This is a genomic window from Sphingomonas arenae (assembly GCF_016924655.1).
Classification (GTDB): domain Bacteria; phylum Pseudomonadota; class Alphaproteobacteria; order Sphingomonadales; family Sphingomonadaceae; genus Sphingomicrobium; species Sphingomicrobium arenae.
The window spans coordinates 310,779-333,406 of record NZ_JAFFJU010000002.1; the positions used below are offsets into that span (position 1 = coordinate 310,779).

Genomic DNA, 22,628 nt, shown 5'->3' on the forward strand with positions numbered 1-22,628 from the left:
CGCAACATCATGGGTCAGCTTCGTGCCACAGCGGCACAGCCCTTGTGCTTAATAGCGATAATGCTCCGGCTTGAACGGTCCCTGCGCCTTCACGCCGATATACGCCGCCTGCTTGTCGGTCAGCGTGGTCAGCTTCACGCCAAGCTTGTCGAGGTGCAGGGCTGCGACCTTCTCGTCGAGGTGCTTGGGAAGCACGTAGACATCGTTCCCGTAAGCCTCCGACCGGGTCCATAGCTCGATCTGCGCCAGCACCTGGTTGGTGAAGCTGGAGCTCATCACAAAGCTCGGGTGACCGGTCGCGTTGCCCAGATTCACCAGGCGACCCTTGGACAGCACGATGATCTTCTTCCCATCCGGGAACTCGACCTCGTCCACCTGCGGCTTGATCTCGGTCCACTTCATGTTGCTGAGCGCCGAAATCTGGATCTCGCTGTCGAAGTGGCCGATGTTGCAGACGATTGCCATGTTCTTCATCGCCCGCATGTGGTCGAGCGTGATAACGTCCATATTGCCGGTCGCGGTGACGAAGATGTCGGCGCGGGTCGCCGCCTCTTCCATGGTGACGACCTCATAGCCCTCCATCGCGGCCTGAAGCGCGCAGATCGGGTCGATCTCCGTCACCAGCACGCGCGCCCCGCCGTTGCGGAGCGAGGCCGCGGAGCCCTTGCCGACGTCGCCGAAGCCGGCCACCACCGCGACCTTGCCGGCGAGCATCACGTCCGTGCCGCGGCGGATGGCGTCCACCAGCGATTCCTTGCAGCCGTAGAGATTGTCGAACTTCGACTTGGTGACGCTGTCGTTGACGTTGATCGCCGGGAACGGGAGCTTGCCCTGCTTGGCCAGCTCGTACAGCCGGTGAACGCCCGTGGTGGTCTCCTCCGACACGCCCTTGATCGCCTGCACCGTTTTCGTCAGGTAACCCGGACGCTCCTTCAGGAAGCGGTTCAGGGTCGCGGCGAAGATCTCCTCTTCCTCGTTCGACGGGGTGAACAACGCCTCACCCGCTTCGACCCGCGCGCCCCACAGCGCGAACATGGTGGCGTCGCCGCCATCGTCCAGGATCATGTTGCAGGTGGTGCCATCGCCGTCCTGCTCCCAGTCGAAGATGCGAGCGACATAGTCCCAATATTCCTCGAGCGTCTCGCCCTTGACCGCGAACACGGGAACGCCGGTCGCCGCGATGGCGGCGGCGGCATGGTCCTGCGTCGAATAGATGTTGCAGCTCGCCCAGCGGACGTCGGCGCCGAGCGTCGTAAGCGTCTCGATCAGCACGGCCGTCTGGATGGTCATGTGCAGCGAGCCGGTGATCCGCGCACCCTTGAGCGGCTTCGACTCGCCATATTCCTGGCGAAGCGCCATCAGGCCCGGCATCTCCGTCTCGGCGATTTCGATTTCCTTGCGGCCGAAGTCGGCAAGGCCAAGATTCTTGACGAGGAAGTCGCGGGTGAGGGTCTGGGCGTCCACGTTGAGTCTCCAAAAGCAAGAAGGACCGCGCGCGAGTCAATCGCGGCGGCCGGTCGCGTTCGACCTAGCCGAAGCCAACATATAAAGAAAGCTTTATATCAGGCTGCGCCCGTCTCGCTGGCGAGCAACCGCGGGTCGATGCCTTCGTGGCGGAAGGCTGCGGACCAGCGCTCGTCGGTGGGCGTGTCGAACAGGATCGAGGGCTCGCCCCCGGCCGCGAACCAGCCGTGGCGGGTCATCTCCTCTTCCAGCTGCCCCGCGCCCCAGCCGGCATAGCCGAGGGCCGCAATCCACTTGGACGGGCCGCGCCCTTCGGAGATGGCGCGAAGGACATCGATGGTGCCCGTCATGGCGCACAGCTCGCCGCTTGCCCCCATCACGTGCAGCGTGTCCTCGCCGCCCCAGTCGGGGGAGTGGAGAACGAAGCCGCGCCCGGGCTCCACCGGACCGCCGTGGTGGACCGCGCAGTCCGGGGCCTGGCCCGGGTCGAGCCCAAGCTGCTTCAGCAGCGCTCGAAACCGCATTCCCGCGCGCTTCTGCCCGATGCCGACCCCGACCGCGCCATTCTCGTCGTGCACGCAAACCGCGATCACGGCCCGCTCGAAGCGCGGATCGGCCATGCCCGGCATCGCCAGGAGCAATCGGCCGGACAGGAAGGGCGGCTGACTCATGGCCCTCCAATGCCTTCCGATGCACGCCCCGGGCAAGCCTTGTTGCGGTCGGCCGAGCCGCTTATGTCCCCGCCGAAACAAACAGGAGACCGCCCATGCCTATCCAGCCCGGTGACAAGCTGCCCGACGTTCCGCTGACCATCGCCACCGACGAGGGCCCTCGGCCGACCACCACGAGCGAATATTTCGCGGGCAAGAAGGTCGCACTGTTCGCGGTGCCGGGCGCCTACACGCCGACCTGCTCGGCCAGGCACCTTCCCTCCTTCATCGAAAAGGCGGATGAGCTGAAGGCCAAGGGCATCGACGAGATCGCCTGCACTGCCGTGAACGACGCCTTCGTGATGTCGGCCTGGGGTCGCGAGAGTGGAGCGCAAGGCATTACCATGCTGTCCGATGGAAACGGCCAGCTGGCACAGGCGCTGGGCCTCAGCATGGATGCCGCGAAGTTCGGCATGGGCACGCGCTCGCAGCGCTATTCCATGATCGTCAACGACGGTGTGGTCGAACAGCTCAACGTCGAGGAGCCCGGCGCTTACCAGGTCTCGGGCGCCGAAACCCTGATCGAGCAACTCTAACCCTGCGCCCGTCGCCGCTGCGCCTCTCTTTGCCGAGGGGCACGCAACGGCGACGGGTCTGCCGCGTTGAGCCGTCACGAAACCCCCTTGGAGGAAAGTGACATGGCAAAATCGCAGGGCAGCAACGGCAACACCACGCAAAGCAATACCTACACCCACTCGGAGCCCCAGGCTCACAGCCGGTCCGAACAGGGCCAGCGCTCGGGCCGCATGACCGGCATGGTCGACAAGGCGAAGTCGCGTCCGATCGCGGCAGCCGCAGCCGCCACGGCCGTTGCCGCGGCAGGCGCATTCCTGTGGTCGCGCCGGAACAGCAGCAGCCAGCAGAGCAGCAGCGGCGGCTCGTCGTCGCTGATGAAATGGGGCCAGTCCGACTCCCAGACGGACAGCAGCAGCACCCACGGTTCCGGCCAGCAGGGCAGCACCGGCCAAAACGCCATCCTCGAGACCGCTAGCGCGTCTCCCAGCGCCAGTGCCGGCACCAGCTCGACCGGCTCGTCGATGGGCAGCAGCGGCACTTCCGGCAGCGGCAGCAGCAGCAATCTCAACACTGGCACCAGCAACACGGCGGCGGGCGCCGGCCTGACCACCGGTGGCAGCAGCGCGGGCTCGACCGGCTCTTCGAGTTCGGCGGCCGGCTCGACCGGCAGCCTGTCGAGCGACAGCGGCAGCCAGACCTCCTCACGCGGTGCGACCGGGCTCGACGACGTCGGCAAGGACCAGAGCAAAACCGGGTCGATCTCCTACGGTGCGTAGGCCCACTCACACGCTTGATGAACGAGAGGGGCGCTTCGGCGCCCCTCTTTGCGGGAGAGAAGAAGAATGGCTGCGCGCCTGAAGTCCTTGTCAGAACAAGTTATGGTGATCACGGGTGCTTCCAGCGGCATTGGGCTAGCGACTGCTCGCCGCGCCGCTGCCGGCGGAGCAAGGGTTGTCCTTGCAGCCCGCAACTCGGAGGCGCTCGACGACGTGGTCGTCTCCATTCGCAACAAGGGCGGGCAAGCGACTGCGCTGGCGATTGACGTGGCGGATGAAGGCGCGGCCGAGGAGCTGGCGGCCAAGGCACTGGAGACGTTCGGCCCCATTGACACCTGGGTCAACGATGCCGCCGTCGCGCTCTACGCCCGGCTGGAAGAGGTCTCCCTGGAAGAGCACCGCCGGGTGTTCGACGTCGGCTACTTCGGGCTGGTCCAGGGCAGCATGGCCGCCGTCCGGCACATGAAGGAACGCGGCGGCGCTCTGATCAATCTCGGCTCGGTCCTCTCCAACCGGGCGATCCCGCTCCAGGGACCTTATTGCGCGATGAAGGCGGCGGTGATGCAGTTCACCGATGCCCTGCGGATGGAGCTGGAGGACGAAGGTTCGCCGATGTCCGTCACGCTGATCAAGCCTGCCGGCATCGACACCCCCTACCCGGAGCATGCGCGCAACAAGATGGGCAAACCGGCACGACTGCCGCAGCCCCTCTATGACGCGGAGCTGGTCGCCAAGGCGATCTGCTTCGCGGCCGAGCACCGGCGCCGGGATCTGGTGGTCGGAGGCGGCGGCATCGCACTCACCACGGTCGCGCCGGCCCTGTCCCGGCTCAGCGACATCGGCATGCAGTGGTTCGGCGACGAGTTCGCCCAGACCACCGACGTGCCGCCGGCCCCTGGCACCAACGACAACCTGTTCGAGCCTCGCGCCGACGGCCGAACGGAGAGCAACCAGGAGCCGTTCAAGCGGCGGACGTCATTCTACCTGGAGGCCCAGATGCACCCGGTCGCCACGGCCGCGCTGATCGGCGGCATGGCCGCGGCAGTCGGCGGAGCAGCCTGGATGCTCGATCGCCGCCGTGAGCGGGACCAGGGCACGCGCCAGGCCGAGCGGCGGCTCAAGGCTGCCCGGCTCGCGGCGGAGTAGGGCGTCGCCAGAACTTCGCTCGTCCTGAGCGCAGCGCAGCGAAGTCGAAGGGCGTGCCGCACGGTTGCGCCCTTCGACTACGGGCCTGCGGCCCTCCGCTCAGGACGAGCGGAGAGCGAAGCGACTCAGCTTACCAGCCGCACTGCTTCCCGCGGTTCTGCTCTTCCAGCCAGCGCTGCAGCGGAGCGAAATACTCCAGCATCGGCTTGCCCGACATCTCCCGCGTGCCGGTGAAGGCCTCGAGCGCATCCGGCCACGGCTTGGACGCGCCCATCGCCAGCATGGCGTTCAGGCGCTGCCCGACTTCCTTGTTCCCATAGAAGGAGCAACGGTGCAGCGGTCCCTTCCAGCCGGCCATGTCGCAGGCCGCCTTGTAGAACTGGAACTGCAGGATGCGCGCCAGGAAGTAGCGGGCGTAGGGTGTGTTGCCCGGGATGTGGAACTTGGCGCCCGGATCGAAGTCCTGCTCGGTCCGCGCGACGGGCGGCGTGATGCCCTGATACTGCTGCCGGAGCTGGTTCCAGCCCTGCTCGTAGCCGGTGCTCGGGATGGAGCCGTCGAACACGCCCCACCGCCACTTGTCGACCATCAGGCCGAACGGCAGGAAGGCGACCTTGTCCATCGCCTGGCGGAGCAGCAGGCCGGTGTCCTTGCTGGCGTCCGGCACCTTGTTCCGGTCCAGCAGGCCGATCTGCACCAGATACTCGGGCGTCACCGACAGGGCGATAAAGTCGCCGATCGCCTCGTGGAAACCGTCGTTCGCACCATTGAGGTACAGGTACGGCTGCTGGTTGTAGGCGCGCTGGTAGTAGTTGTGACCAAGCTCGTGGTGGATGGTGACGAAGTCGTCGCCGTTGACCTTGGTGCACATCTTGATGCGCAGGTCGTCCTTGTTGTCGAGGTCCCAGGCCGAGGCGTGGCAGACCACCTCGCGGCCCTCCGGACGGACGATCTGCGAGCGCTGCCAGAAGGTTTCGGGCAGCGGCGCCAGGCCCAGCGACGTGTAGAAGCCCTCGCCGATCCGGACCATGTCGGTCGGCGTCTTCTTCTTGGCCTTGAGCAGGTCGGTCACGTCATAGCCGACGTCGCCCGCACCCTTGGGCGCCACCACGTCGTAGATGTTGCCCCATTCCTGCGCCCACATGTTGCCGAGCAGATCGGCGCGGATCGGTCCGCTCGCCGGCTGGATGCGGTCGCCATACTTCTGGTTGAGCTTGGTCCGGGTGTAGCAGTGCAGCTGGTTGTACAGCGGCTTCAGCTCCTCCCAGAGCCGGTCGTACATGGCCGAGAACTCTTCCGGGCTCATGTCGTAGTTCGACCGCCACATCGCTCCCGTGTCGGCATAGCCGAGCTCCTTGGCGCCCGCGTTGGCGATCTCGACCATGCGGGTATAGTCGGCACGCATCGGCCGGCCGACGTTGGTGTGCCAGCTGGTCCAGACCTCCTGCAGCTTGGCCGGGTCGCGCAGGGTGCCCATCTCCTCCTCGGCCACGTCGCCGGTGATCTCCTTGCCGTTCAGCGTCGCGCGGCCCTTGCCATATTGCGACTGCAGGCGGGTGGTGATGGTCGCCAGCTCGGCCGCGGCACCCGGCGTCGTCGGCGCGGCCAGCACCAGCGCCCCGCGCAGGATGTTGAGCTTGCGCGCCGTGTCGGGATCGAGTCCTTCGACCCGCGCGAAGCGGGCAGCTTCCTTGGCGTAGATTACGCCCTTCTCGGTCCCGATGGTGCCGAAGTAAGCCGCAATCGCGTCGGTATCCTCGGTGATGTAAGTCGAGTTCACCCAGGCGGCCCGGCCGCCGATCACGCTGAGGTCGAACAGGTCCTTCTCGACCGCCGCGATGAACTGGCGCGCGCCTTCCGGCGTCGCAGCATACTGCCCGGCGGGCGGCGCATCGGTCGTGCCCGGAGTATCGTTCTGGGCGACCGCAGCAGGGGCCACACCGGCCGTGTTCGAGGTGGTGGCGGCACAACCTCCCAACGTAAGCGCAAGGAGGGAGACGGAAGCGGCAAACTTCATGCGGGTGGTCCTTCAAGCAGGATGATGTGCGCGCGGACTAAGCGCAGGACGGCGTTTCGGGTCAAGCACTTAAGAAGCGGGCGATCGCCTCGCCGAACGCCGGCTCCACGACGGAGCTCATATGAGTCCCCGGGACATATTCCAGCTCGGCAGTCGGCAGCGCTTCGGCGAGCGCGGACGCCGACCCGTTATCGTCATCCTTGTCACCGCACAGGATGAGCGTCGGCATGGTGAACGCCTGGAGCCAGCCGGGCTGCGCGTCCTCGAACGTGCGCAGCAGGTGACCGGCGGCGACCCGGTCGACCTTCATCGTCTTCATGAACTGGATGGCCATCCACCATTTGTCCCCACGCTTGGCGACGTCGAACTGGGCAATCGCCTCGTGGAAGAAGGCCTGCCGGCGGTTCCAGTCGGTCAGGCCTTGAAGACCCATGCCCGCCAGGATCGCGCGCCGGGGACGGGCGCCCTCCCCGATCACCTGCACCGTGGTGCGGGCGCCCAGCGAGAAGCCGCCGAGATCGTAGTCCGTCAGCGCAAGGTGCGCGATCAGCTCCCGCACGTCGCGTGCCAGCACTCCCCGGCCGTAGTGGGCAGGATCGTGCGGCTTCGCCGACAGCCCGTGGGCTCGCAGGTCCGGCATGATGACGCGGAAGCCCGCCGATGCGATCCGCTCGGCATGGCGGAACTTGATCCAGTTCATCTGGGCATCCGAGAAGAGGCCATGAAGCAGGATGACCGCACGCCCCTGCCCCATTTCCCGCCATGCCAGCTCGACCCCGTCCGAGGCGGTCCAGTGATTGGTGATCATGCAGGGAGCCCTACCGAAATCTTCGCGCGAGTGCACATCTCCTGCCGAGCGATGCTCTCGCCACGCCTTTCGCAAGTGCGTTCAAAATGTCACCACCAGCCCGAGCGAAAGTCGCGCCGCGGCAAGTGGTTGCCTTGCCAGTTTCCAGCAGTTTAACGTGAGATCGGGCGACTTCCCGTGAGTGCGTCCGCCTCCATCCTGCCTGGAGTTGATCTTGATGCGTTACGTGTTTGCAGCCCTCGCGGCTGTCGCTCTCTCTTCGCCTGCTGCCGCCGAGGGTTGGTGGAGAGCGAAGACCAACCACTTCGTCGTTTATTCGGAAACCTCCAAGGAGCAGGCGGAAAAACTCGCCGTGAACCTGGAGCGGTTCGATCAGGTCATGCGCTACGTGCGCGGCATGTCGCTGGAGAGCGAGGAGGTGCCGGATTCGGCCAAGCTGACGCTTTACCAGTTCGGCGACACGGACGACATCGGCGAACTTGCGGGTTCTCGCGGCGTGGCCGGCTTCTTCATCCCACGGGCCGGTGGGTCGGTGGCGTTCGTGCCGGCTCGCCAGCCGCGCGTTCGCGGGAGCATCGGCACCCGGGACACGGACGACAGCTTCTCGGGCGTGGTCCTGTTCCACGAATATGCGCACTATTTCATGTACCAGCATGCACCCGCCGCTTACCCCCGCTGGTACAGCGAGGGCTTCGCCGAGGTTTACGGCACGGCTCAGTTGACGGAGAGCGGGTTCCGGATGGGTGGCGCCGCCACTCACCGTGCCGATGTGCTTCGATACCTCAACACCTATCACGTGAAGCGTCTCCTCGATCCGCCCGAGCGGATGGATGGCGAGGACGGCGCGCAGATCTATGCGATGGGCTGGCTGCTCTCGAACTACCTTTCCTTCTCGGGGGAGCGCAAAGGCGAGCTGGAGAAGTATCTTCGGCTGATCAATGCGGGTCAGACCAGCCGGCAGGCCGCGGAACAGGCGTTTGGCGACCTCGACAAGCTGAACCGGGATCTCGATGCCTATCGCCGTGGCCGCGCTCGGATCGTCGAGGTCAAGTTCCCGAACTACAAGCCTCCGCGGGCCGAGGTGCGGGCTCTGTCCCAGGCGGAAGAGGCCAAGATGCGCCTCCACATCCGGTCGCAGGTCGGCGTAAGCAAGGAGAAGGCCAAGGCGCTGGTGGACGACGCTCGCCGGCTTGCCAGTGCCCACCCCAGGGACGTCCCCGTACTGCGGGCCGCAATGGAAGCGGAATATGATGCGCAGAACGACAGGGAGGCCGAGGCACTCGCCGACCGGATCCTGCAGATCGATCCCGTCAACACCGATGCGCGCATCTACCGCGCCAGGATTGCACTGCGGCGCGCCAAGACGGACCCGAAGCAGTTTGCCGTTGCCCGCAAGGAGTTCGTGGCGGCCAACAAGGCGGACAACGAAAACCCGGTCCCGCTCCACGGCTACTATCTCACCTACCTGCTCGCAGGCGAGACACCGCCGAAGGACGCGCTGATTGCCGTTGAACGCGCCTATGAGTTTGCGCCGTTCGATCCCGGCATCCGGACGACCCTGGCCCACCTGATGCTGATCGAGAACCGGAACAAGGAAGCGTTGAACCTGCTCGGTCCGATCATCAACGATCCGCATCCGAAGCCCGGCAAGCGCCTCACCAAGCTGCGCGAGATCAGCAAGCAGATCGAGGCCGGCAACAAGACGGAAGCGCTCAAGGAACTCGCGCCGAAGCTCGACGACGACAAGGAGGACGAGGACGACGCCTAAGGCGCTTGCGCCTGGGCAAATCCTGGACGGATTGTATCAGGCCGGCGGTTGGGCGCCGGCCTGGGTCCATCGCTCCTGCAGCCGCTCGTACTCGTCGCTGCGGGTCTCCGGCAGGCCTTCGGTGTTGAGCCAGGCGCGGTGGGCACTCTCGGCGCCGAAGTGACTTGTCGGTCGGAAAGGCGTGGGATCGTCGAAAGCGGCCACGGTCAGGTCCATCCGATCCGTGCCCTCCAAGTAGCGGAACCCCAGGCTGGTGCCGCACTGCGAACAGAACGGTCGCTCGGCGATCCGGCTGCTCCGGTACCAGTCGGGCTCCCGCTGCCATCGAACATTGGCTTGCGGAAGCGTGTACATGGCGAGCGACACGTTGCCGCTCGCCCGCTGGCACATCCGGCAATGGCAAAGGTAGGCCTTGTGGTCTGGCACGTCCGCCTCGAACCGCACGCGCCCGCACGCGCAACCGCCGCTCATCAACTGTGTCATGCACCAAGATTAGGCCCGGTGGCTTCGCAGCCGCAAGGCCGCTAATCGCAGGCTGATGGCTGATGCTCCGAAACTGACCGAACAGGAGATCGCCCGCGATGCGCGCTGGCTGGTCCAGGCCTGCGATCCGCTGGCCGGATTGGTGCGCTTCGTCGACATGAGCCCGGAAGACTATCGCGCAGCGAGTTTTCTGGATGATCGCCTGCTGCAAAACGTCAATTCCGCGCATTTAGTGCCGCTCGAGGTGGCACTTTGTGCAACTCAACGTGTCGCTCGCGACGACGTTCGGTGGATCTTCCACATCGGCCATGTCGGCTCCACCCTGATCGCCCGCCTGCTCGGTGAACTCGACAATGTGCTGTCCATCCGAGAACCTCGCGCCCTCCGGGACCTCGCTCTCCTCGGCCGGGAGCATTGGCAAGCGCTGATCGACCCCGTACGGAAGCTCTACTCCCGCACCTTCGCCCCTGAGGAGAAGGCGTTAGTCAAGACTACAAGCTTTGTCAGTGACTTAGCCGCTGAGTGGATCGGCCCGAAGGGGCGCGGGCTGTTCCTGACCGTCTCGCCCACCTCCTACATCCAGACGATGCTGGCGGGCGAAAACAGCCGACGAGAGCTCAGCACCCTGGTTCCGTTCCGCGCTCAACGCATGTCTGAACGCGTTCCATTTCAACAGGTTAGTCCGGGCGACCACCCGGCCACGCTCGCCGCGGCGGCCTGGGCCTGCGAGATGACCGCGCTTGAGCAAGCGGCAGAGCGGCTCGGCGGCGACCAGTTGATGTGGACCAACTTCGACGTCTTTCTCGATCAGCCCGAAACGGCCCTACGCCATATCGCCGGATTTCTGGGCTTTCCTGCCTCCGACCAGCAGCTCGCGTCCGTTACGACGGGGCCGCTCATGCGCCGTTATTCCAAAGCGCTGGAGTACGACTACACACCCGCACTACGCCGCAAATTACTTCAAGAGGCTGCGGCGCGGTACCGGACAGAAATCGACCAAGCCATGACGTGGCTCGACAGGGCTGCGGCAACTTCGCCCCTGCTGCGGCGCGCGATCGAACGCTCCGCCGCCTAGCAGGATCCCTCAGGCGGCTTTCTGAAGATGCCTCCGACCAAGCAGTTCAGCGATCTGCACCGCGTTCAGCGCGGCACCCTTCCGGAGGTTGTCGCTCACGATCCACATCGATAGTCCGCTGTCGACCGTCGGGTCCTCTCGAACGCGCGAAACGAAGGTCGCATAGTCGCCGACACACTCGACCGGCGTGACGTAACCGCCGTCCTCGCGCTTGTCGACCAGCATGATGCCCGGCGCCTCGCGGAGGATGTCCTGCGCTTCCTGGGCGCTGATCTCCCGCTCGAACTCGATGTTCACGGCCTCGGAATGGCCGACGAACACCGGCACGCGAACGCAGGTGGCAGTGACCTTGATCTTCGGGTCGAGTATCTTCTTGGTCTCCACCACCATCTTCCACTCTTCCTTGGTGGAGCCGTCCTCCAGGAAGCTGTCGATGTGCGGAATCACGTTGAACGCGATCTGCTTGGTGAACTTCTCGGGCTCGGCCGTGTCACCGACAAAGATGTTGCGCGACTGGTTGAACAGCTCGTCCATACCCTGCTTGCCCGCACCGGAGACGGACTGGTAGGTCGCCACCACCACCCGCTTGATCCCGGCCGCATCGTGCAGCGGCTTCAGAGCGACCACCATCTGCGCGGTCGAGCAGTTCGGATTGGCGATGATGTTCCTTGCCCGATAACCGCTGATGGCGTCCGGGTTCACCTCCGGCACGATTAGCGGCACGTCCGGGTCCATCCGGTAGAGCGATGAATTGTCGATCACCGTGCAGCCCGCCTGCGCCGCCCGTGGAGCGTGGATCTTGCTGCCCTCCGAGCCGATGGCAAACAGCGCCATGTCATAGCCCGCGAAATCGAAGTGCTCGAGGTTCTTGACCTTGAGCGTCTCGCCCGTGTCGCCGAAGTCGACGATGTCCCCAGTCGAGCGTGCGCTGGCGACGGCTGCGACCTCGTCCAGCGGGAACTGCCGCTCCGCCAGGATCTGCAGCATCTCGCGTCCGACATTGCCCGTCGCACCGACGACGGCGACCCGGTAACCCATTTCGTCACTCCCGATGATCTGCAGCGCCCCTATCGCAAGCGGCGCGGCAAGGCGATATGGCTTGGCGTCGGGGCGAGACAAGGCGGGGGCAGCGATGAGGCAGCGGTCGTGGTGGCTGATAGCAGTCGTGATCGGACTGCTGCTGGCCATGGCCTCCACGCACAAGCTGACCGAGCCGCCGCGGGCGCGAGCGCAGAACCTCCCCGGACAGTTCGATGCGGGTCGGGCCAAGGCGCGACTGGCGCGAGTCCTCGGTGACGAAAGTCCGCATCCGGCGGATACGGTCACCAGCGACGGAGTTCGTGCGCGACTGGTTGCGCAGCTGCGGGCGATGGGGCTGCAGCCTCGCGTGGACGATCGCTTCAATTGCAACGTGTTGTTCAAGCAGCGCGGGGTCGCCTGTGCCCGGGTCCGCAACGTGCTGGTCACGCTCGGTCCCGCGCGCGGGAGGCACCTGCTGATCAACTCGCACTATGACAGCGTGCCGGTAGGCCCCGGCGCCGCCGACGCCGGGGTCGGTGTCGCGACCATGATGGAGGTGGCTGGACTGCTCAAAGAGCAGCGCCTGGCGAGACCCGTCACCTTCCTGTTCAACGAGGGGGAAGAGCTCGGCCTCAACGGAGCACGGGCGTTCCTGGACGGCGATCCGCTCGCTGCCCGCGTCGACAGCCTGATCAACCTCGAGGCGCGCGGGGTGCGCGGTCCCGTCAACATGTTCGAGACCAGCGTACCCAACGTCGCTGCCGTCCGGGTTTTCGCCGCAGCGGTCGACCGACCGGTTGCAAACAGCCTTGCGGTCAGCGCCTATCGCCAGCTGCCCAACTACACGGACGTCAACAGCTTCGAGGAACGCGGCTGGCTCACGCTCAACCTGGCGCCGATGGGCAATGAGACCCGCTACCATTCGCCCGGGGACAATCTCCAGGCACTGGATCTCTCGACCCTTCAGCACATGGGGGACCAGACGCTGGCGTTGGCGAGCCGCCTTGCCGCTGGCGCCGCTCCGACGCAGGTGCAGGGCGAGTTGCTGTTCATGGACGTGGCGGGTCGAGCGCTCGTCACCCTGCCGATGGCAGCGGGCGTAGCGCTGCTCGCGGGTCTCGCCCTCCTGCTCCTGGTTGTCACGTGGAAGCGGCGTGCTTGGCTGGGCCTGCCCTTGATAATCGCTGCTCTGCTTCTGGGCATCGGCTTGGCATGGGCCGGGCTGACCGTCGTCGGAGGCTTCCGGTCCGGTCAGTTCTGGCGGGCGTCCCCGCAGTGGACCGAAGCAGCGATCTACGCTGGCGTCATCGCGGCCGGGCTCCTGGCGCTCGCGGCCGCTCGGACACTGGAGGTTCGGCAACTTCGCGCCGCCTTCTGGCTGCTGTTCCTCGTCGTGGGTGCCGGAACGGCCCTCGCGGCGCCGGGCGGCCTGATCTACTTCCTGTCTCCACCTCTGATCGTCGCCTGCGGAATGCTGGCAGGTCGCTGGTGGAAACCAGCGGAGACGCTGGCCGCGATCCTCGCGGCATTGCTCTTGTTCGTCACGCTCGGCGCAATGCTAGGCCTACTCGAAGAGCTCCTGAACGGCGGGCCGCTATGGGCGTTCGCCCCGCTTGGCGGGCTCGTGCTGTTGCCGTGGCTGATCGAGGCGAAGCCGCTGGTCGAAGGATCCTCGCGAACTCGGGTTGCAGGAGGAGCCATCCTGCTGGCGTTTGCTGCCTGGATACCTGCTACGATCGCGCCCGCTTATTCTGCTGACCGGCAGCAGCAGTTCACGTTGCAATATGTCGTGGATCCGAGCTTCCGGCAGCCTCTGTGGTCGATCGCCAACGACCGGGCGCCCCTGCCCGCCAGCTTTGCGCGCTTCGGACGGTGGCAGCTTGGCACTTTGCCGATCGGCCTGCGTCAGCGCTGGATTGCGCCAGCTCCTTCCCAGTCTGGCATAGTGCCTCCGCGAGCGACAGTGGTGGAACAATCCCCAGTTCCCGGACGGGCGCGGCGGCTGCGCTTCAGGCTTTCGACGGGTGGTGCCGACAGCGTCACGATCATGGCTCCGGAGCAAGCCGATGTCCGAGCGGCTGGCCTTGCGGGCGAGACGCGACCCATCCGCGCGGAAGGCACCAAGGGTTCTTACACCCTCTCGTGCACCGGGAGACGGTGTGATGGAGCCTTGCTGGAGATGGTAGTCGGAACCGCGCCGGTGCAATTGACTCTCATCGGCACCCAGTGGCGCCTACCCCCAGCAGCGGCTCCCCTGCTCGCCGCCAAGCCGGCGAACGCGCAGCCGCAGTATCTGCCGCACGCGACGATCGTTGTCGAACGGATGCGAATCTGAACGACAAAGGGCGGGAGAACCGAAGCTCTCCCGCCCTCTTTCATTTCGTTGCCAGAAGGCTCAGCCCTCGGCCGTCTCGGTCTGCGGCGTGGCGCTGGCTGCGACCTGCTTTCCCGTAGTACGCGGGTCGCGGCGCTCGGCGATGCGGGCCGACTTACCGGTGCGGCCGCGCAGATAGTAAAGCTTGGCGCGGCGGACGGCACCGCGGCGGACGACCTCGATGGAGTCCACCACCGGCGAGTAGAGCGGGAAGACGCGCTCGACCCCCTCGCCGAAGCTGATCTTGCGGACCGTGAAGTTGGAGTTGATGCCCTTGTTGGCGCGGGCGATGCAGACGCCCTCGAAGTTCTGGACGCGGGCGCGGTCGCCTTCGATGACCTTGACGCCGACGCGCAGCGTGTCGCCAGGGCGGAATTCGGGAATGGCTCGGGTCTGGGTGAGCTCGGCGATCTGCTCGCGCTCGATGGTCTCGATGATGTTCATGGTCGTACAGCCCTACTTCTTCCGCTGCGCGCCAGAGGGCGGTGCCTGCGATGCGCCCCCATGGCGCTCGATCAGGTCCGGCCGCCGTAGCCGTGTATCGTTGATCGCCTGTGCGTGTCGCCACGCGGCAATCTTCGCATGATCCCCCGATCGCAGCACTTCGGGGATCGTGCGCCCTTCCCAGGTGACCGGTCGGGTATAATGCGGATATTCGAGTAGCCCCTGTTCGAAGCTCTCTTCCTCTCCGCTGGAGGCCGCGCCCATTACAGTGGGGAGCAGGCGAACGCAAGCGTCCAGCAGGACCATGGCGGGCAGCTCGCCGCCGGACAGGACATAGTCGCCGACCGACACCGGCTCGAGGGGCCGGCCTTCGAAGATCCGCTCGTCGAAACCTTCGAAGCGACCACAGAGCACGATGACCCCTTCCCCTCCTGCAAGCTCCCGGACCCGCTGCTGCGTAAGCGGACGTCCGCGAGGAGTCATCGCCAGCGTCGGGCGGCCATCGGCCACGCTGTCCAGCGCCGCCGCGAGCACGTCGGCTCGCAACACCATTCCTGCGCCGCCGCCAGCAGGGGTGTCGTCCACGCTGCGGTGCTTGTCGGTTGCAAAGTCCCGGATGTTGCGGGTGTCGAGGCTCCACACGCCATCCTGAAGCGCCCGCCCGGCCAGGCTCATGCCCAGTGGTCCGGGAAACATGTCCGGGTAGAGGGTCAGAACCGATGTGCGGAAGCTCACGAGCCCGCGACCGAGTCGGCGAGCAGCGCCGCGGCGAGGGCTGCCGCCCCGGCTACCAGGGCGGCCGTGACTCCCACTCGCGCAATCGCCGGCACCGCAAGATCGCTCCAGTCGCCCGGCGTTGCGGTCGCGAGAACCATACCTGCGCCGATGCTGGTACCAGTGACGATCAGGACTGCCGGGACAGCAGCCGCCGTGACTACCCGCCGCGTCGCCGTCCATTGTGGCTTCCGCCCCGTTAGGATCGCCGCCGCAGCGAAGCCGATGATCGCTCCGAATGCCACTAGGGCTGCCCAGATCCACCAGGAGAAGACGAAATAAACCGTGTCGTGCATGCGTTCTGCTTAGGCCAGCAGCATGGGAACCGCCAAGCCAAGCCACTCATTGGCGCCTCATGGCTACCGACGCACCCTATGACTGCCTGATCGTCGGCGGCGGCCCGGCCGGGCTGACCGCCGCCATCTATCTCGCCCGGTTTCACCTCGACATCCACGTGGTGGACGCGGGCAACAGCCGGGCCAGCTGGATTCCCTGCAGCCACAATCATGCCGGCTATCCGGACGGGATCAACGGCAAGGAGCTGCTCCGCCTGATGCGCGAGCAGGCGCAGAAATATGGAGCCAAGATCGAGACCGCACGCGTGCACCGGCTCGACAAGGATGAAGATGGTCTGTTCACGGCCGAGTGGGGCGCGGGTCCCCAGCGTGCGCGCACCGTCCTCTTGTGCACGGGGCTCACCAATCGTCGGCCGCCGATGGACCCGGAACTGCACGACGACGCCATGGCGCATGGGCTCATCCGCTATTGCCCGATCTGTGACGGCTATGAAATCACCGACAAGAAGGTCGGCGTGATCGGCTCCGGCAAGGGGGGCGTCGGTGAAGCGATCTTCCTCCGTAGCTACACGGCGGACGTGACCCTGATTGCGCCTGACAGCGCACTTGAACTCAGCCCGGAGGAGCGGGCGAAGCTGGACGCGGCGGGGGTGAAGTGCGTCGACGGGCCCGCCGAAGCTGTCGGCGTGACCGGCAGCTGCATCACGGTCGACACGGCACATGGGCTGCTGACGTTCGACAGCGTCTATCCGGCGCTAGGATCGGATACCCACACCCAGTTGGGCGAGATGGTTGGCGCGAAAGTTGCGGAAGACGGCTGTTTCGTCTGCGACGACAAGATGCGCACCACGGTCGAGGGACTCTACGCCGCCGGAGACGTTGTCCACGGACTCGACCAGATCAGCCATGCCATGGGCGAAGGTGGACAAGCAGCGACGACGATCCGCAACGACCTAGCGGCCAAGTCTCCGCTGTGGCGCGAGCCGGTCGAGGTGCCGGCGGCAAATGAGACGGAACGGCAGACGATGCAGGTAGGAGAATGACTCGCTCGTCCTGAGCGGAGCGCAGCGAAGTCGAAGGGCGCCCATCCCGCAGCAACGTTGCCCGAGACGTTAACCTGCGGGCTGGGGCGCTCCGCTCAGGACGGGCAATGGGTCAGGCCAGGAACTCCGGGTCGAGCACGATCTGCCCGTCTGCCAGGTCCGCGATTCCGGGCCTGAACGGAATCAACGCCCGGCGGCCCTCCGCGCCCTCGACCTCCAGCAGGTCACCGGCACCGAAGTTCTCGACTGCCACAACCGTCCCGAGAGCCGCACCCTCATGCGACACGCACGGCAGGCCGATGAGGTCGGCATGATAATATTCACCTTCTCCGAGCGGGGGGAGAGAGGCACGATCCACCTCGATGAGGCTGCCACGCAGGGCTTCTGCGGTCGAGCGATCGTTCACGCCGGCCACGCGCGCAATCGCGGTCTTGCCGCTGTCCTTGACGGACTGCAGTTGCATCTCCCGTCCTCCCACGAAGACGGTCGAATGGTGGGCCAAGCTCTCAGCGCTGTCGGAGAACAGCTTCAGGCGAAGCTCACCCCGGATGCCGTGCGCACCGGCGACGGCGGCAAGGGCGATGCGGTCAGACAAACTGATCCTCCCGACGTTTTCGTGACGAGGGGAACCGCCTCGAGAGCGGTGGAGGGGTTCTACGCTTCCGCCGAAGATCCCCTCCACCATGCTTCGCATGGTCGCCGTCCCCGGCAAGGGCCGGGGAGGACTTCATGTTACTCCGCCTTCTCGGCGCCTTCGGCCGGAGCAGCGTCATCGGCGCCCTCGGCTGGCTCGGGCTGCGTCGGAGCGGACACCTCAGCGCCAGCGTCGCCACCTTCGGCCGGAGCTTCCTGACTCGGCGCGCTTTCATCGGCGGCCGGCGCCTCCGGCTCGGCAGCGACCTCGGGCTCGGGAGCAGCCGCAGCGGCAGCAGCGGCTTCGGCAGCCTCGGCCTGCTTGGCAGCACGCTCTTCGGCCCGCTCCGTCGCCTTCTCGCCCGGCTTGCCCTTGTTCGGGTTGTTGCGAGCCGCGCGCTCCTTGATGCCGGCGGCGTCGAGGAAGCGGGCCACACGGTCCGACGGCTGAGCGCCGACGCCCAGCCAATGCTGGATGCGGTCGCTGTCCAGCTTCACCCGCTCGGGCGAGTCCTTCGCCAGCAGCGGGTTGTAGGTGCCGACCTTCTCGATGAAGCGGCCGTCACGCGAATTGCGCGAATCCGCGACGACGATGCGGTAGTACGGACGCTTCTTGGAGCCACCACGGGCCAGACGGATTGCAACTGCCATTTCGTTAGTCCTTCTTTCTTCTACTCGTCACCCCCGCGAAGGCGGGGGTCCATCTCCTGAACTGTCCACCTGCCCAGCTTATGGGAGATGGATCCCCGCGTGCGCGGGGATGACGGTCACGCCATCATTTCTTGCCAAACTTGTCGAAACCCGGAGGCATTCCGAACGGCGCGCCGCCACCGGGCAGTCCCGGCAGCCCACCGCCGCCGAGCCCACCAGGGGGCAGCCCACCGGGCCCCATCAGACCGCCCATGGCGCCTTCCATGCCACCCTTGCCGAACAGCGCCGCCAGCTTGCCGAGGCCGCCCATCTTCTTCAGCCGCTTCATGGCGTTGGCCATTTCCTGGTGCATCTTCAGCAGCTTGTTCACCTCCTGAACGGTGGTGCCGCTGCCCTTGGCAATGCGGATCTTGCGCTTGGCGTTGATCAACTCGGGCTTGGCCCGCTCCTTGGCAGTCATGGACGACATGATCGCTTCCAGGTGAACCAGCGCCTTGCTGTCCTGCGCCTTGTCAATCGCGCCCTTCATGCCCTTCATGCCAGGCATCATGCCGGCGAGCGCGCCGAGGCCGCCCATGCGCTGCATCTGCGCGATCTGCGAGCGGAGGTCGTCGAGGTCGAACTTGCCCTTCGCCATCTTGGCGGCGAGCTTCTCGGCTTCCTCGACCTTGATCGTCTCGGCGGCGCGTTCGACCAGGCTGACGACGTCGCCCATGCCAAGGATGCGCCCCGCCACGCGGCTGGGGTGGAACGGCTCGATCGCGTCAAGACCCTCGCCGGTGCCCGCGAACTTGATCGGCTTGCCGGTGACCGCACGCATCGACAGCGCCGCGCCACCGCGGGCATCGCCGTCCATGCGGGTCAGGATCACGCCGGTGAGCTCGACCTCGCCTGCGAACCCCTTGGCGACGTTGACGGCATCCTGGCCGGTCAGGCTGTCCACGACCAGCAGCGTTTCCGCCGGCATGGAGGCGGCGGCAACCGCCTTCATCTCGCTCATCAGCGCATCGTCGACATGGAGCCGACCCGCCGTATCGAGCAGCAGCACGTCGTAACCCTGCAGCTTCGCCGACTGCAGCGCGCGCTTCGCGATGTCGACGGGCAGCTGGCCCGGAACGATCGGCAGCGTGTCGACGCTCGCCTGCCGGCCGAGCACCGCCAACTGCTCCTGCGCGGCCGGACGGGCGACGTCGAGCGAGGCCATCAGGACCCGCTTGCGCTCCTTCTCCGCGAGGCGCTTCGCAAGCTTGGCCGTGGTGGTCGTCTTGCCCGAGCCCTGAAGGCCGACCATCATGATCACGGCCGGCGGGCTGACCGCGGTGTTCAGCTCCGCATTGTCGCCGCCGAGCATCTCGATGAGCGCGTCGTTGACGAGCTTGACGACCTGCTGACCCGGCGTGACCGACCGGAGCACTTCCTGGCCGACCGCCTGTTCGGTCACCTTGTCGACGAAATCGCGCGCGACCGGAAGTGCGACATCCGCCTCGAGCAGAGCCACGCGCACCTCGCGCATGGCCGAGCGCACGTCGGCCTCCGTCAGCGCGCCACGGCCGCGAAGCTTGTCGAACACCCCGCCAAGGCGGTCGCTCAGGGACTCGAACATTCACACACTCCTCACGATGGCGCCCGCGAAATGGGAAGTGACTTCCCGCAACGCAAACGACGCCGGCGGGCGAAACCTCGCCGGCCAGCGTGCTCCGAGGAGCAACATCGATGTCTGTCGAAAACGACCGGGCGCGGTTAGACGAACCAGGTGGTGCGGTCAAGGAAAGGCGGCGGTCAGGCCGCGAACATCAGCTTCTCGTCCAGGGGAGCGGCCTTGGAATAGAGGTGCCCCTGCAGCTGATCGCACCCGGCAAGCAACAGGATCTCTTCCTGCTGGACCGTCTCCACGCCCTCCGCCGCAATCGTCAGCCCCAGCGCCCTGCCCAGGCTTGCAATGGCCGCAACGATCGCGCGCGCTTCCGCGGAGCGTTCGATGTCCGCCACGAAACTGCGGTCCACCTTGATCTTGTCGACGGTAAAGCGGCGGAGGTAGTTGAGGCTGGAGTAGCCGGTCCCGAAGTCGTCCAGAGCAACGCGGAAGCCGGCCTCACGCAACCGCTGGAGCGAGGCTCGGGTGGTGCGACTGTCATCCAGCAGGGTGCGCTCGGTGATCTCGAACTCGAGCTGGTCCGGACTCACCGCCTGAGTTCGGCAGTGGTGAACCACCCGCTCGGCGAAGGTCTCGTCACGCAGCTGCGCCGGCGAGAGATTGATGGCAGTGAAGCCCCCGCCCCGCTCGCTGGAGCGGCTCGCCCCTTGGATCGCCCGATGCAGGACCCAGTCGCCGATCGGGATGATCAGCCCGGTTTCCTCGGCGATGGGGAGGAATCGGGACGGGGGAATGAGGCCGAGCTCCGGATGTTTCCAGCGGAGCAGCAGTTCCTCGCCCAAACGGCGGCGCTGTCCATCGACCTCGACCTGCCCCCATAGTTCAAACTGGTTGCAATGAAGCGCCGCTCGAAGATCGCTTTCCAGCCTCGCGCGGCGGGTGTTGGCTGCGTCCATCCGCGGCCGGAATACCCGAGCACAATGACGTCCTTCCGCCTTGGCACGGTAGAGCGCGACATCTGCCCGGCGCATCAACTCCGTGGCGTCGATCGCTTCGCCGAGAGAGCGAGCAGCCCCGATGCTTGCACTTGCATGGACGCTCTTCCCCAGCAAATCGAATGGCTTCGCGAAGACCGCGTGGATCGTCTCACAGCGGTCCGACGCCCGGGAGGCCTCTTCCCCGCAGAGCAGAATGGCGAATTCGTCCCCGCCGAGGCGCGCGATCGTCTCCCGCCCCGAGGACGTTGCGCGCAATCGCCCGGCGAACTCCTGGATGAGCTGGTCGCCCGCAAGGTGGCCAAGCGTGTCGTTGACCTGCTTGAACCGGTCCAGATCGATGAGCAGCAGAGAGACATCGTGGCTGCGCTCGGCCAGTGCGCCCTGCAACCGTTCGGTGAGCAGCGCACGATTGGGCAGGCTGGTCAGCGTGTCGTGGAAGGCGAGATGACGCGCCTGGGCCTCCAGTGCCCCTCGTTCCACCAGTGTGTGCTTGAGACGCCCCAGCAGCATGAACATGAGCGCACCCAGCATCAGCAACCCGACGAAGGTCGCCGGAAGAAGCACCCCCATGATCCGCCGCCCAGGCAGTTCGGGCCTCCAGATCAGGTAGCCGAGCGGCTTCTCCCACGCATCGCGGATGTAGATCGAGGTCTCGCCTTTCCGCGAGGTGTCACGAGGCGAGAAGCGCGCTCCGTCGAGCAGGTTCTTGGACTGGAGTTCGCGCATGAACGGGCCGTCGAGATAACGGATGCTGACCATCACGGGCCACGCCGCGCGCTGTCCGACATAGCCTTCGGTTGATGGCTTGATCAGCATGACGCTGGCGGCCGCGGGCCGACCGCCGATGGCGATCAGGTGGGTGTCATGGATGGCCCGTGCCGTTGTCCGGACCGTGCTACCCTCAGACAAGGGCCTTCCAGGGTTGCGGTCATGTGGTCCCAGGATGCCGCCTGGCCCGCCGCGAACGCTGCTCAGCAGGGAAGAGAGATCCTGGCGGAGCCGCCAGAAGCGCTCGGCGCCGACACGCTGGCCCCTGACTGCAACAAGGACCGGCCTGTCGTGCTCGTCGAGCAGCCAGGTCTCGTCATGCTGGAACATGTTGAACAGCCACAGGGCCGTGTTGTCGAACAGCCAGTCCGTGTCCCGGACGGGCGCCACCATCTTGGCCGCGCTTTCGTCCCAGATGGCCACCGCCTCCTGCTGCAGCGCGAGTTCGTCAAGAGCGACGTGGATGGCGTGCCAGGCGACGCGCTCCTGCCGCTGCACCGAGACTTCGTCACTCCATTGCGTGGCCCACCACAGGCCACCTGCGAGCACGATCACGATGGCCCCGAGAATGGCAACGGTGGCGCGCGTTAACTGACGCGAAAGGCGACGCGCACCTTCCGTTCCAAGAGCAATGGGACGCAACAGAGCCTTGACCACGGCTGCCCATCCGCGACCCAGCCTTAAGATTTCACTTAAGGCCGGTCGTTTGCTCCGTTCTGGAGTGAATGGCGGCTAGCCGCGTGGAGGGCCACCGCGCCGGGGGCCTCCGCCGCCTGCCCTGCCGCCTCCCCCGGGGCGACCACCGCCGCCGGGGCGGGGGCCGCGGCCGGGCGGTCGAGGCCCCTGCCCCTGCGGACGCGGTGCGCGGGCGCCCCGCTCTACCGGCTCGCCGGCACGAGGTTGTGTGCGGGTTGGGGCCGCATCGCGCGGCGCAACCGAATAGCCTTCCTTGAGCAGCTGCGTGAATGCTCCGCGCGTCGCGGTGCTGATGGCGTCCTGCAGTTCCTTCGGCAGATCCGCGAACGTCACGTTCGGATGAATGGCCTGCACATCCCGCAGCAGCTGGTTGGGCAAACCCTTCGACGCGGTCTTGAGAGCCGCCACCGCATCGAGCACGACGGAGAACAGGATGGACTGCATGACTTCGGTGGCGGCTCTGGGCATCGGTACTCCTATCTCTCGCTTGTCATTGCGAGGAGCGCAGCGACGAAGCAATCCAGTTGTTGCGGCCTAACGAAGGACTGGATGGCTTCGCTGCGCTCACCATGAC

Annotated in this window: 21 protein-coding genes; 7 read left to right on the forward strand and 14 right to left on the reverse strand. The window is 66.1% G+C overall.

Going from position 1 to position 22,628, the window contains the following annotated elements; all coding sequences use genetic code 11:
* Nucleotides 1–48: 48 nt before the first annotated feature.
* On the reverse strand, nt 49–1,464 hold the full coding sequence (gene ahcY / locus JT720_RS07620; protein ID WP_205480565.1) for an adenosylhomocysteinase: 1,416 nt from the start codon (nt 1,462–1,464) through the stop codon (nt 49–51).
* A gap of 98 nt (nt 1,465–1,562) precedes the next feature.
* On the reverse strand, nt 1,563–2,135 hold the full coding sequence (locus JT720_RS07625; protein WP_205480567.1) for a YqgE/AlgH family protein: 573 nt from the start codon (nt 2,133–2,135) through the stop codon (nt 1,563–1,565).
* A gap of 95 nt (nt 2,136–2,230) precedes the next feature.
* Here JT720_RS07625 and JT720_RS07630 point away from each other — a divergent pair, with 95 nt between their 5' ends.
* From JT720_RS07630 to JT720_RS07640, 3 genes are all read left to right on the forward strand, one after another.
* Nucleotides 2,231–2,710, forward strand: coding sequence for a peroxiredoxin (locus JT720_RS07630; RefSeq protein WP_205480568.1), 480 nt, complete (start codon nt 2,231–2,233; stop codon nt 2,708–2,710).
* Nucleotides 2,711–2,812: 102 nt separating this feature from the next.
* Nucleotides 2,813–3,466 (forward strand): hypothetical protein, encoded by a 654-nt coding sequence (locus JT720_RS07635; protein ID WP_205480570.1) that lies wholly within the window; start codon nt 2,813–2,815, stop codon nt 3,464–3,466.
* Between the two features lie 66 nt (nt 3,467–3,532).
* Nucleotides 3,533–4,612, forward strand: a complete 1,080-nt coding sequence (locus tag JT720_RS07640) for an SDR family oxidoreductase (RefSeq protein WP_205480572.1) — start codon at nt 3,533–3,535, stop codon at nt 4,610–4,612.
* Between the two features lie 130 nt (nt 4,613–4,742).
* Here the strand turns inward: JT720_RS07640 and JT720_RS07645 are convergent, their stop codons facing one another.
* Complete coding sequence (locus JT720_RS07645; protein ID WP_205480573.1) at nt 4,743–6,629, reverse strand: M2 family metallopeptidase; 1,887 nt, start codon at nt 6,627–6,629, stop codon at nt 4,743–4,745.
* 61 nt (nt 6,630–6,690) lie between these two features.
* Nucleotides 6,691–7,437, reverse strand: coding sequence for an alpha/beta fold hydrolase (locus tag JT720_RS07650; RefSeq protein WP_205480574.1), 747 nt, complete (start codon nt 7,435–7,437; stop codon nt 6,691–6,693).
* 217 nt (nt 7,438–7,654) lie between these two features.
* Between JT720_RS07650 and JT720_RS07655 the strand changes: the two genes are divergently transcribed.
* Nucleotides 7,655–9,205, forward strand: a complete 1,551-nt coding sequence (locus JT720_RS07655; RefSeq protein ID WP_205480575.1) for a tetratricopeptide repeat protein — start codon at nt 7,655–7,657, stop codon at nt 9,203–9,205.
* A 36-nt stretch (nt 9,206–9,241) separates the two neighbouring features.
* Here JT720_RS07655 and JT720_RS07660 read toward each other — a convergent pair whose 3' ends face one another.
* The gene (locus JT720_RS07660) at nt 9,242–9,688 is read right to left on the reverse strand and encodes a GFA family protein (protein WP_205480576.1); all 447 of its coding nucleotides are present in this window, start codon (nt 9,686–9,688) and stop codon (nt 9,242–9,244) included.
* Between the two features lie 55 nt (nt 9,689–9,743).
* On the opposite strand from JT720_RS07660, the gene JT720_RS07665 reads away from it, so the two are divergent.
* Complete coding sequence (locus JT720_RS07665; RefSeq protein WP_205480577.1) at nt 9,744–10,763, forward strand: hypothetical protein; 1,020 nt, start codon at nt 9,744–9,746, stop codon at nt 10,761–10,763.
* A gap of 9 nt (nt 10,764–10,772) precedes the next feature.
* Here the strand turns inward: JT720_RS07665 and JT720_RS07670 are convergent, their stop codons facing one another.
* On the reverse strand, nt 10,773–11,801 hold the full coding sequence (locus tag JT720_RS07670; protein ID WP_205481371.1) for an aspartate-semialdehyde dehydrogenase: 1,029 nt from the start codon (nt 11,799–11,801) through the stop codon (nt 10,773–10,775).
* Between the two features lie 94 nt (nt 11,802–11,895).
* Between JT720_RS07670 and JT720_RS07675 the strand changes: the two genes are divergently transcribed.
* On the forward strand, nt 11,896–14,118 hold the full coding sequence (locus JT720_RS07675) for a M20/M25/M40 family metallo-hydrolase (RefSeq protein WP_205480578.1): 2,223 nt from the start codon (nt 11,896–11,898) through the stop codon (nt 14,116–14,118).
* 60 nt (nt 14,119–14,178) lie between these two features.
* On the opposite strand, the gene rplS is transcribed toward JT720_RS07675, so the two are convergent.
* Genes rplS through JT720_RS07690 form a run of 3 tightly spaced genes read right to left on the reverse strand, consistent with a single transcriptional unit; the run spans nt 14,179 to nt 15,671 of the window.
* Nucleotides 14,179–14,601 carry a 50S ribosomal protein L19 gene (rplS, locus tag JT720_RS07680; RefSeq protein WP_205480579.1) on the reverse strand — a complete coding sequence of 141 codons (423 nt, stop codon included), beginning with the start codon at nt 14,599–14,601 and terminating at the stop codon, nt 14,179–14,181.
* A gap of 12 nt (nt 14,602–14,613) precedes the next feature.
* Nucleotides 14,614–15,297 carry a tRNA (guanosine(37)-N1)-methyltransferase TrmD gene (trmD, locus tag JT720_RS07685; protein ID WP_237219916.1) on the reverse strand — a complete coding sequence of 228 codons (684 nt, stop codon included), beginning with the start codon at nt 15,295–15,297 and terminating at the stop codon, nt 14,614–14,616.
* Between the two features lie 35 nt (nt 15,298–15,332).
* On the reverse strand, nt 15,333–15,671 hold the full coding sequence (locus tag JT720_RS07690; protein WP_205480581.1) for a hypothetical protein: 339 nt from the start codon (nt 15,669–15,671) through the stop codon (nt 15,333–15,335).
* A 59-nt stretch (nt 15,672–15,730) separates the two neighbouring features.
* Between JT720_RS07690 and JT720_RS07695 the strand changes: the two genes are divergently transcribed.
* A complete protein-coding gene (locus tag JT720_RS07695) occupies nt 15,731–16,714 on the forward strand; it encodes an NAD(P)/FAD-dependent oxidoreductase (RefSeq protein WP_205480583.1) in 984 nt (327 codons plus the stop codon).
* A gap of 112 nt (nt 16,715–16,826) precedes the next feature.
* On the opposite strand, the gene rimM is transcribed toward JT720_RS07695, so the two are convergent.
* The 5 genes from rimM to JT720_RS07720 all read right to left on the reverse strand — a co-directional run bounded on the left by rimM (nt 16,827) and on the right by JT720_RS07720 (nt 22,522).
* Complete coding sequence (gene rimM, locus JT720_RS07700; protein ID WP_205480585.1) at nt 16,827–17,309, reverse strand: ribosome maturation factor RimM; 483 nt, start codon at nt 17,307–17,309, stop codon at nt 16,827–16,829.
* Between the two features lie 137 nt (nt 17,310–17,446).
* Nucleotides 17,447–17,998 carry a 30S ribosomal protein S16 gene (gene rpsP, locus JT720_RS07705; protein ID WP_205480586.1) on the reverse strand — a complete coding sequence of 184 codons (552 nt, stop codon included), beginning with the start codon at nt 17,996–17,998 and terminating at the stop codon, nt 17,447–17,449.
* 124 nt (nt 17,999–18,122) lie between these two features.
* Nucleotides 18,123–19,601: a signal recognition particle protein gene (ffh, locus tag JT720_RS07710; protein WP_205480587.1), complete on the reverse strand. Its 1,479-nt coding sequence runs from the start codon at nt 19,599–19,601 to the stop codon at nt 18,123–18,125.
* Nucleotides 19,602–19,777: 176 nt separating this feature from the next.
* On the reverse strand, nt 19,778–21,913 hold the full coding sequence (locus JT720_RS07715) for an EAL domain-containing protein (RefSeq protein ID WP_205480588.1): 2,136 nt from the start codon (nt 21,911–21,913) through the stop codon (nt 19,778–19,780).
* Nucleotides 21,914–22,090: 177 nt separating this feature from the next.
* The gene (locus tag JT720_RS07720; protein ID WP_205480589.1) at nt 22,091–22,522 is read right to left on the reverse strand and encodes a hypothetical protein; all 432 of its coding nucleotides are present in this window, start codon (nt 22,520–22,522) and stop codon (nt 22,091–22,093) included.
* Nucleotides 22,523–22,628: the final 106 nt, after the last annotated feature.

Bases quoted from the DNA above. Each gene is read 5' to 3' on its own strand.
- rpsP (WP_205480586.1), bottom strand. From the start codon at position 17,998: ATGGCAGTTGCAATCCGTCTGGCCCGTGGTGGCTCCAAGAAGCGTCCG.
- JT720_RS07690 (WP_205480581.1), bottom strand. From the start codon at position 15,671: ATGCACGACACGGTTTATTTCGTCTTCTCCTGGTGGATCTGGGCAGCC.
- JT720_RS07640 (WP_205480572.1), top strand. From the start codon at position 3,533: ATGGCTGCGCGCCTGAAGTCCTTGTCAGAACAAGTTATGGTGATCACG.
- JT720_RS07645 (WP_205480573.1), bottom strand. From the start codon at position 6,629: ATGAAGTTTGCCGCTTCCGTCTCCCTCCTTGCGCTTACGTTGGGAGGT.
- JT720_RS07655 (WP_205480575.1), top strand. From the start codon at position 7,655: ATGCGTTACGTGTTTGCAGCCCTCGCGGCTGTCGCTCTCTCTTCGCCT.
- JT720_RS07670 (WP_205481371.1), bottom strand. From the start codon at position 11,801: ATGGGTTACCGGGTCGCCGTCGTCGGTGCGACGGGCAATGTCGGACGC.
- JT720_RS07720 (WP_205480589.1), bottom strand. From the start codon at position 22,522: ATGCCCAGAGCCGCCACCGAAGTCATGCAGTCCATCCTGTTCTCCGTC.
- JT720_RS07625 (WP_205480567.1), bottom strand. From the start codon at position 2,135: ATGAGTCAGCCGCCCTTCCTGTCCGGCCGATTGCTCCTGGCGATGCCG.
- JT720_RS07650 (WP_205480574.1), bottom strand. From the start codon at position 7,437: ATGATCACCAATCACTGGACCGCCTCGGACGGGGTCGAGCTGGCATGG.
- JT720_RS07660 (WP_205480576.1), bottom strand. From the start codon at position 9,688: ATGACACAGTTGATGAGCGGCGGTTGCGCGTGCGGGCGCGTGCGGTTC.
- JT720_RS07675 (WP_205480578.1), top strand. From the start codon at position 11,896: ATGAGGCAGCGGTCGTGGTGGCTGATAGCAGTCGTGATCGGACTGCTG.
- JT720_RS07665 (WP_205480577.1), top strand. From the start codon at position 9,744: ATGGCTGATGCTCCGAAACTGACCGAACAGGAGATCGCCCGCGATGCG.
- JT720_RS07635 (WP_205480570.1), top strand. From the start codon at position 2,813: ATGGCAAAATCGCAGGGCAGCAACGGCAACACCACGCAAAGCAATACC.
- ffh (WP_205480587.1), bottom strand. From the start codon at position 19,601: ATGTTCGAGTCCCTGAGCGACCGCCTTGGCGGGGTGTTCGACAAGCTT.
- trmD (WP_237219916.1), bottom strand. From the start codon at position 15,297: ATGTTTCCCGGACCACTGGGCATGAGCCTGGCCGGGCGGGCGCTTCAG.
- JT720_RS07630 (WP_205480568.1), top strand. From the start codon at position 2,231: ATGCCTATCCAGCCCGGTGACAAGCTGCCCGACGTTCCGCTGACCATC.
- rplS (WP_205480579.1), bottom strand. From the start codon at position 14,601: ATGAACATCATCGAGACCATCGAGCGCGAGCAGATCGCCGAGCTCACC.
- JT720_RS07695 (WP_205480583.1), top strand. From the start codon at position 15,731: ATGGCTACCGACGCACCCTATGACTGCCTGATCGTCGGCGGCGGCCCG.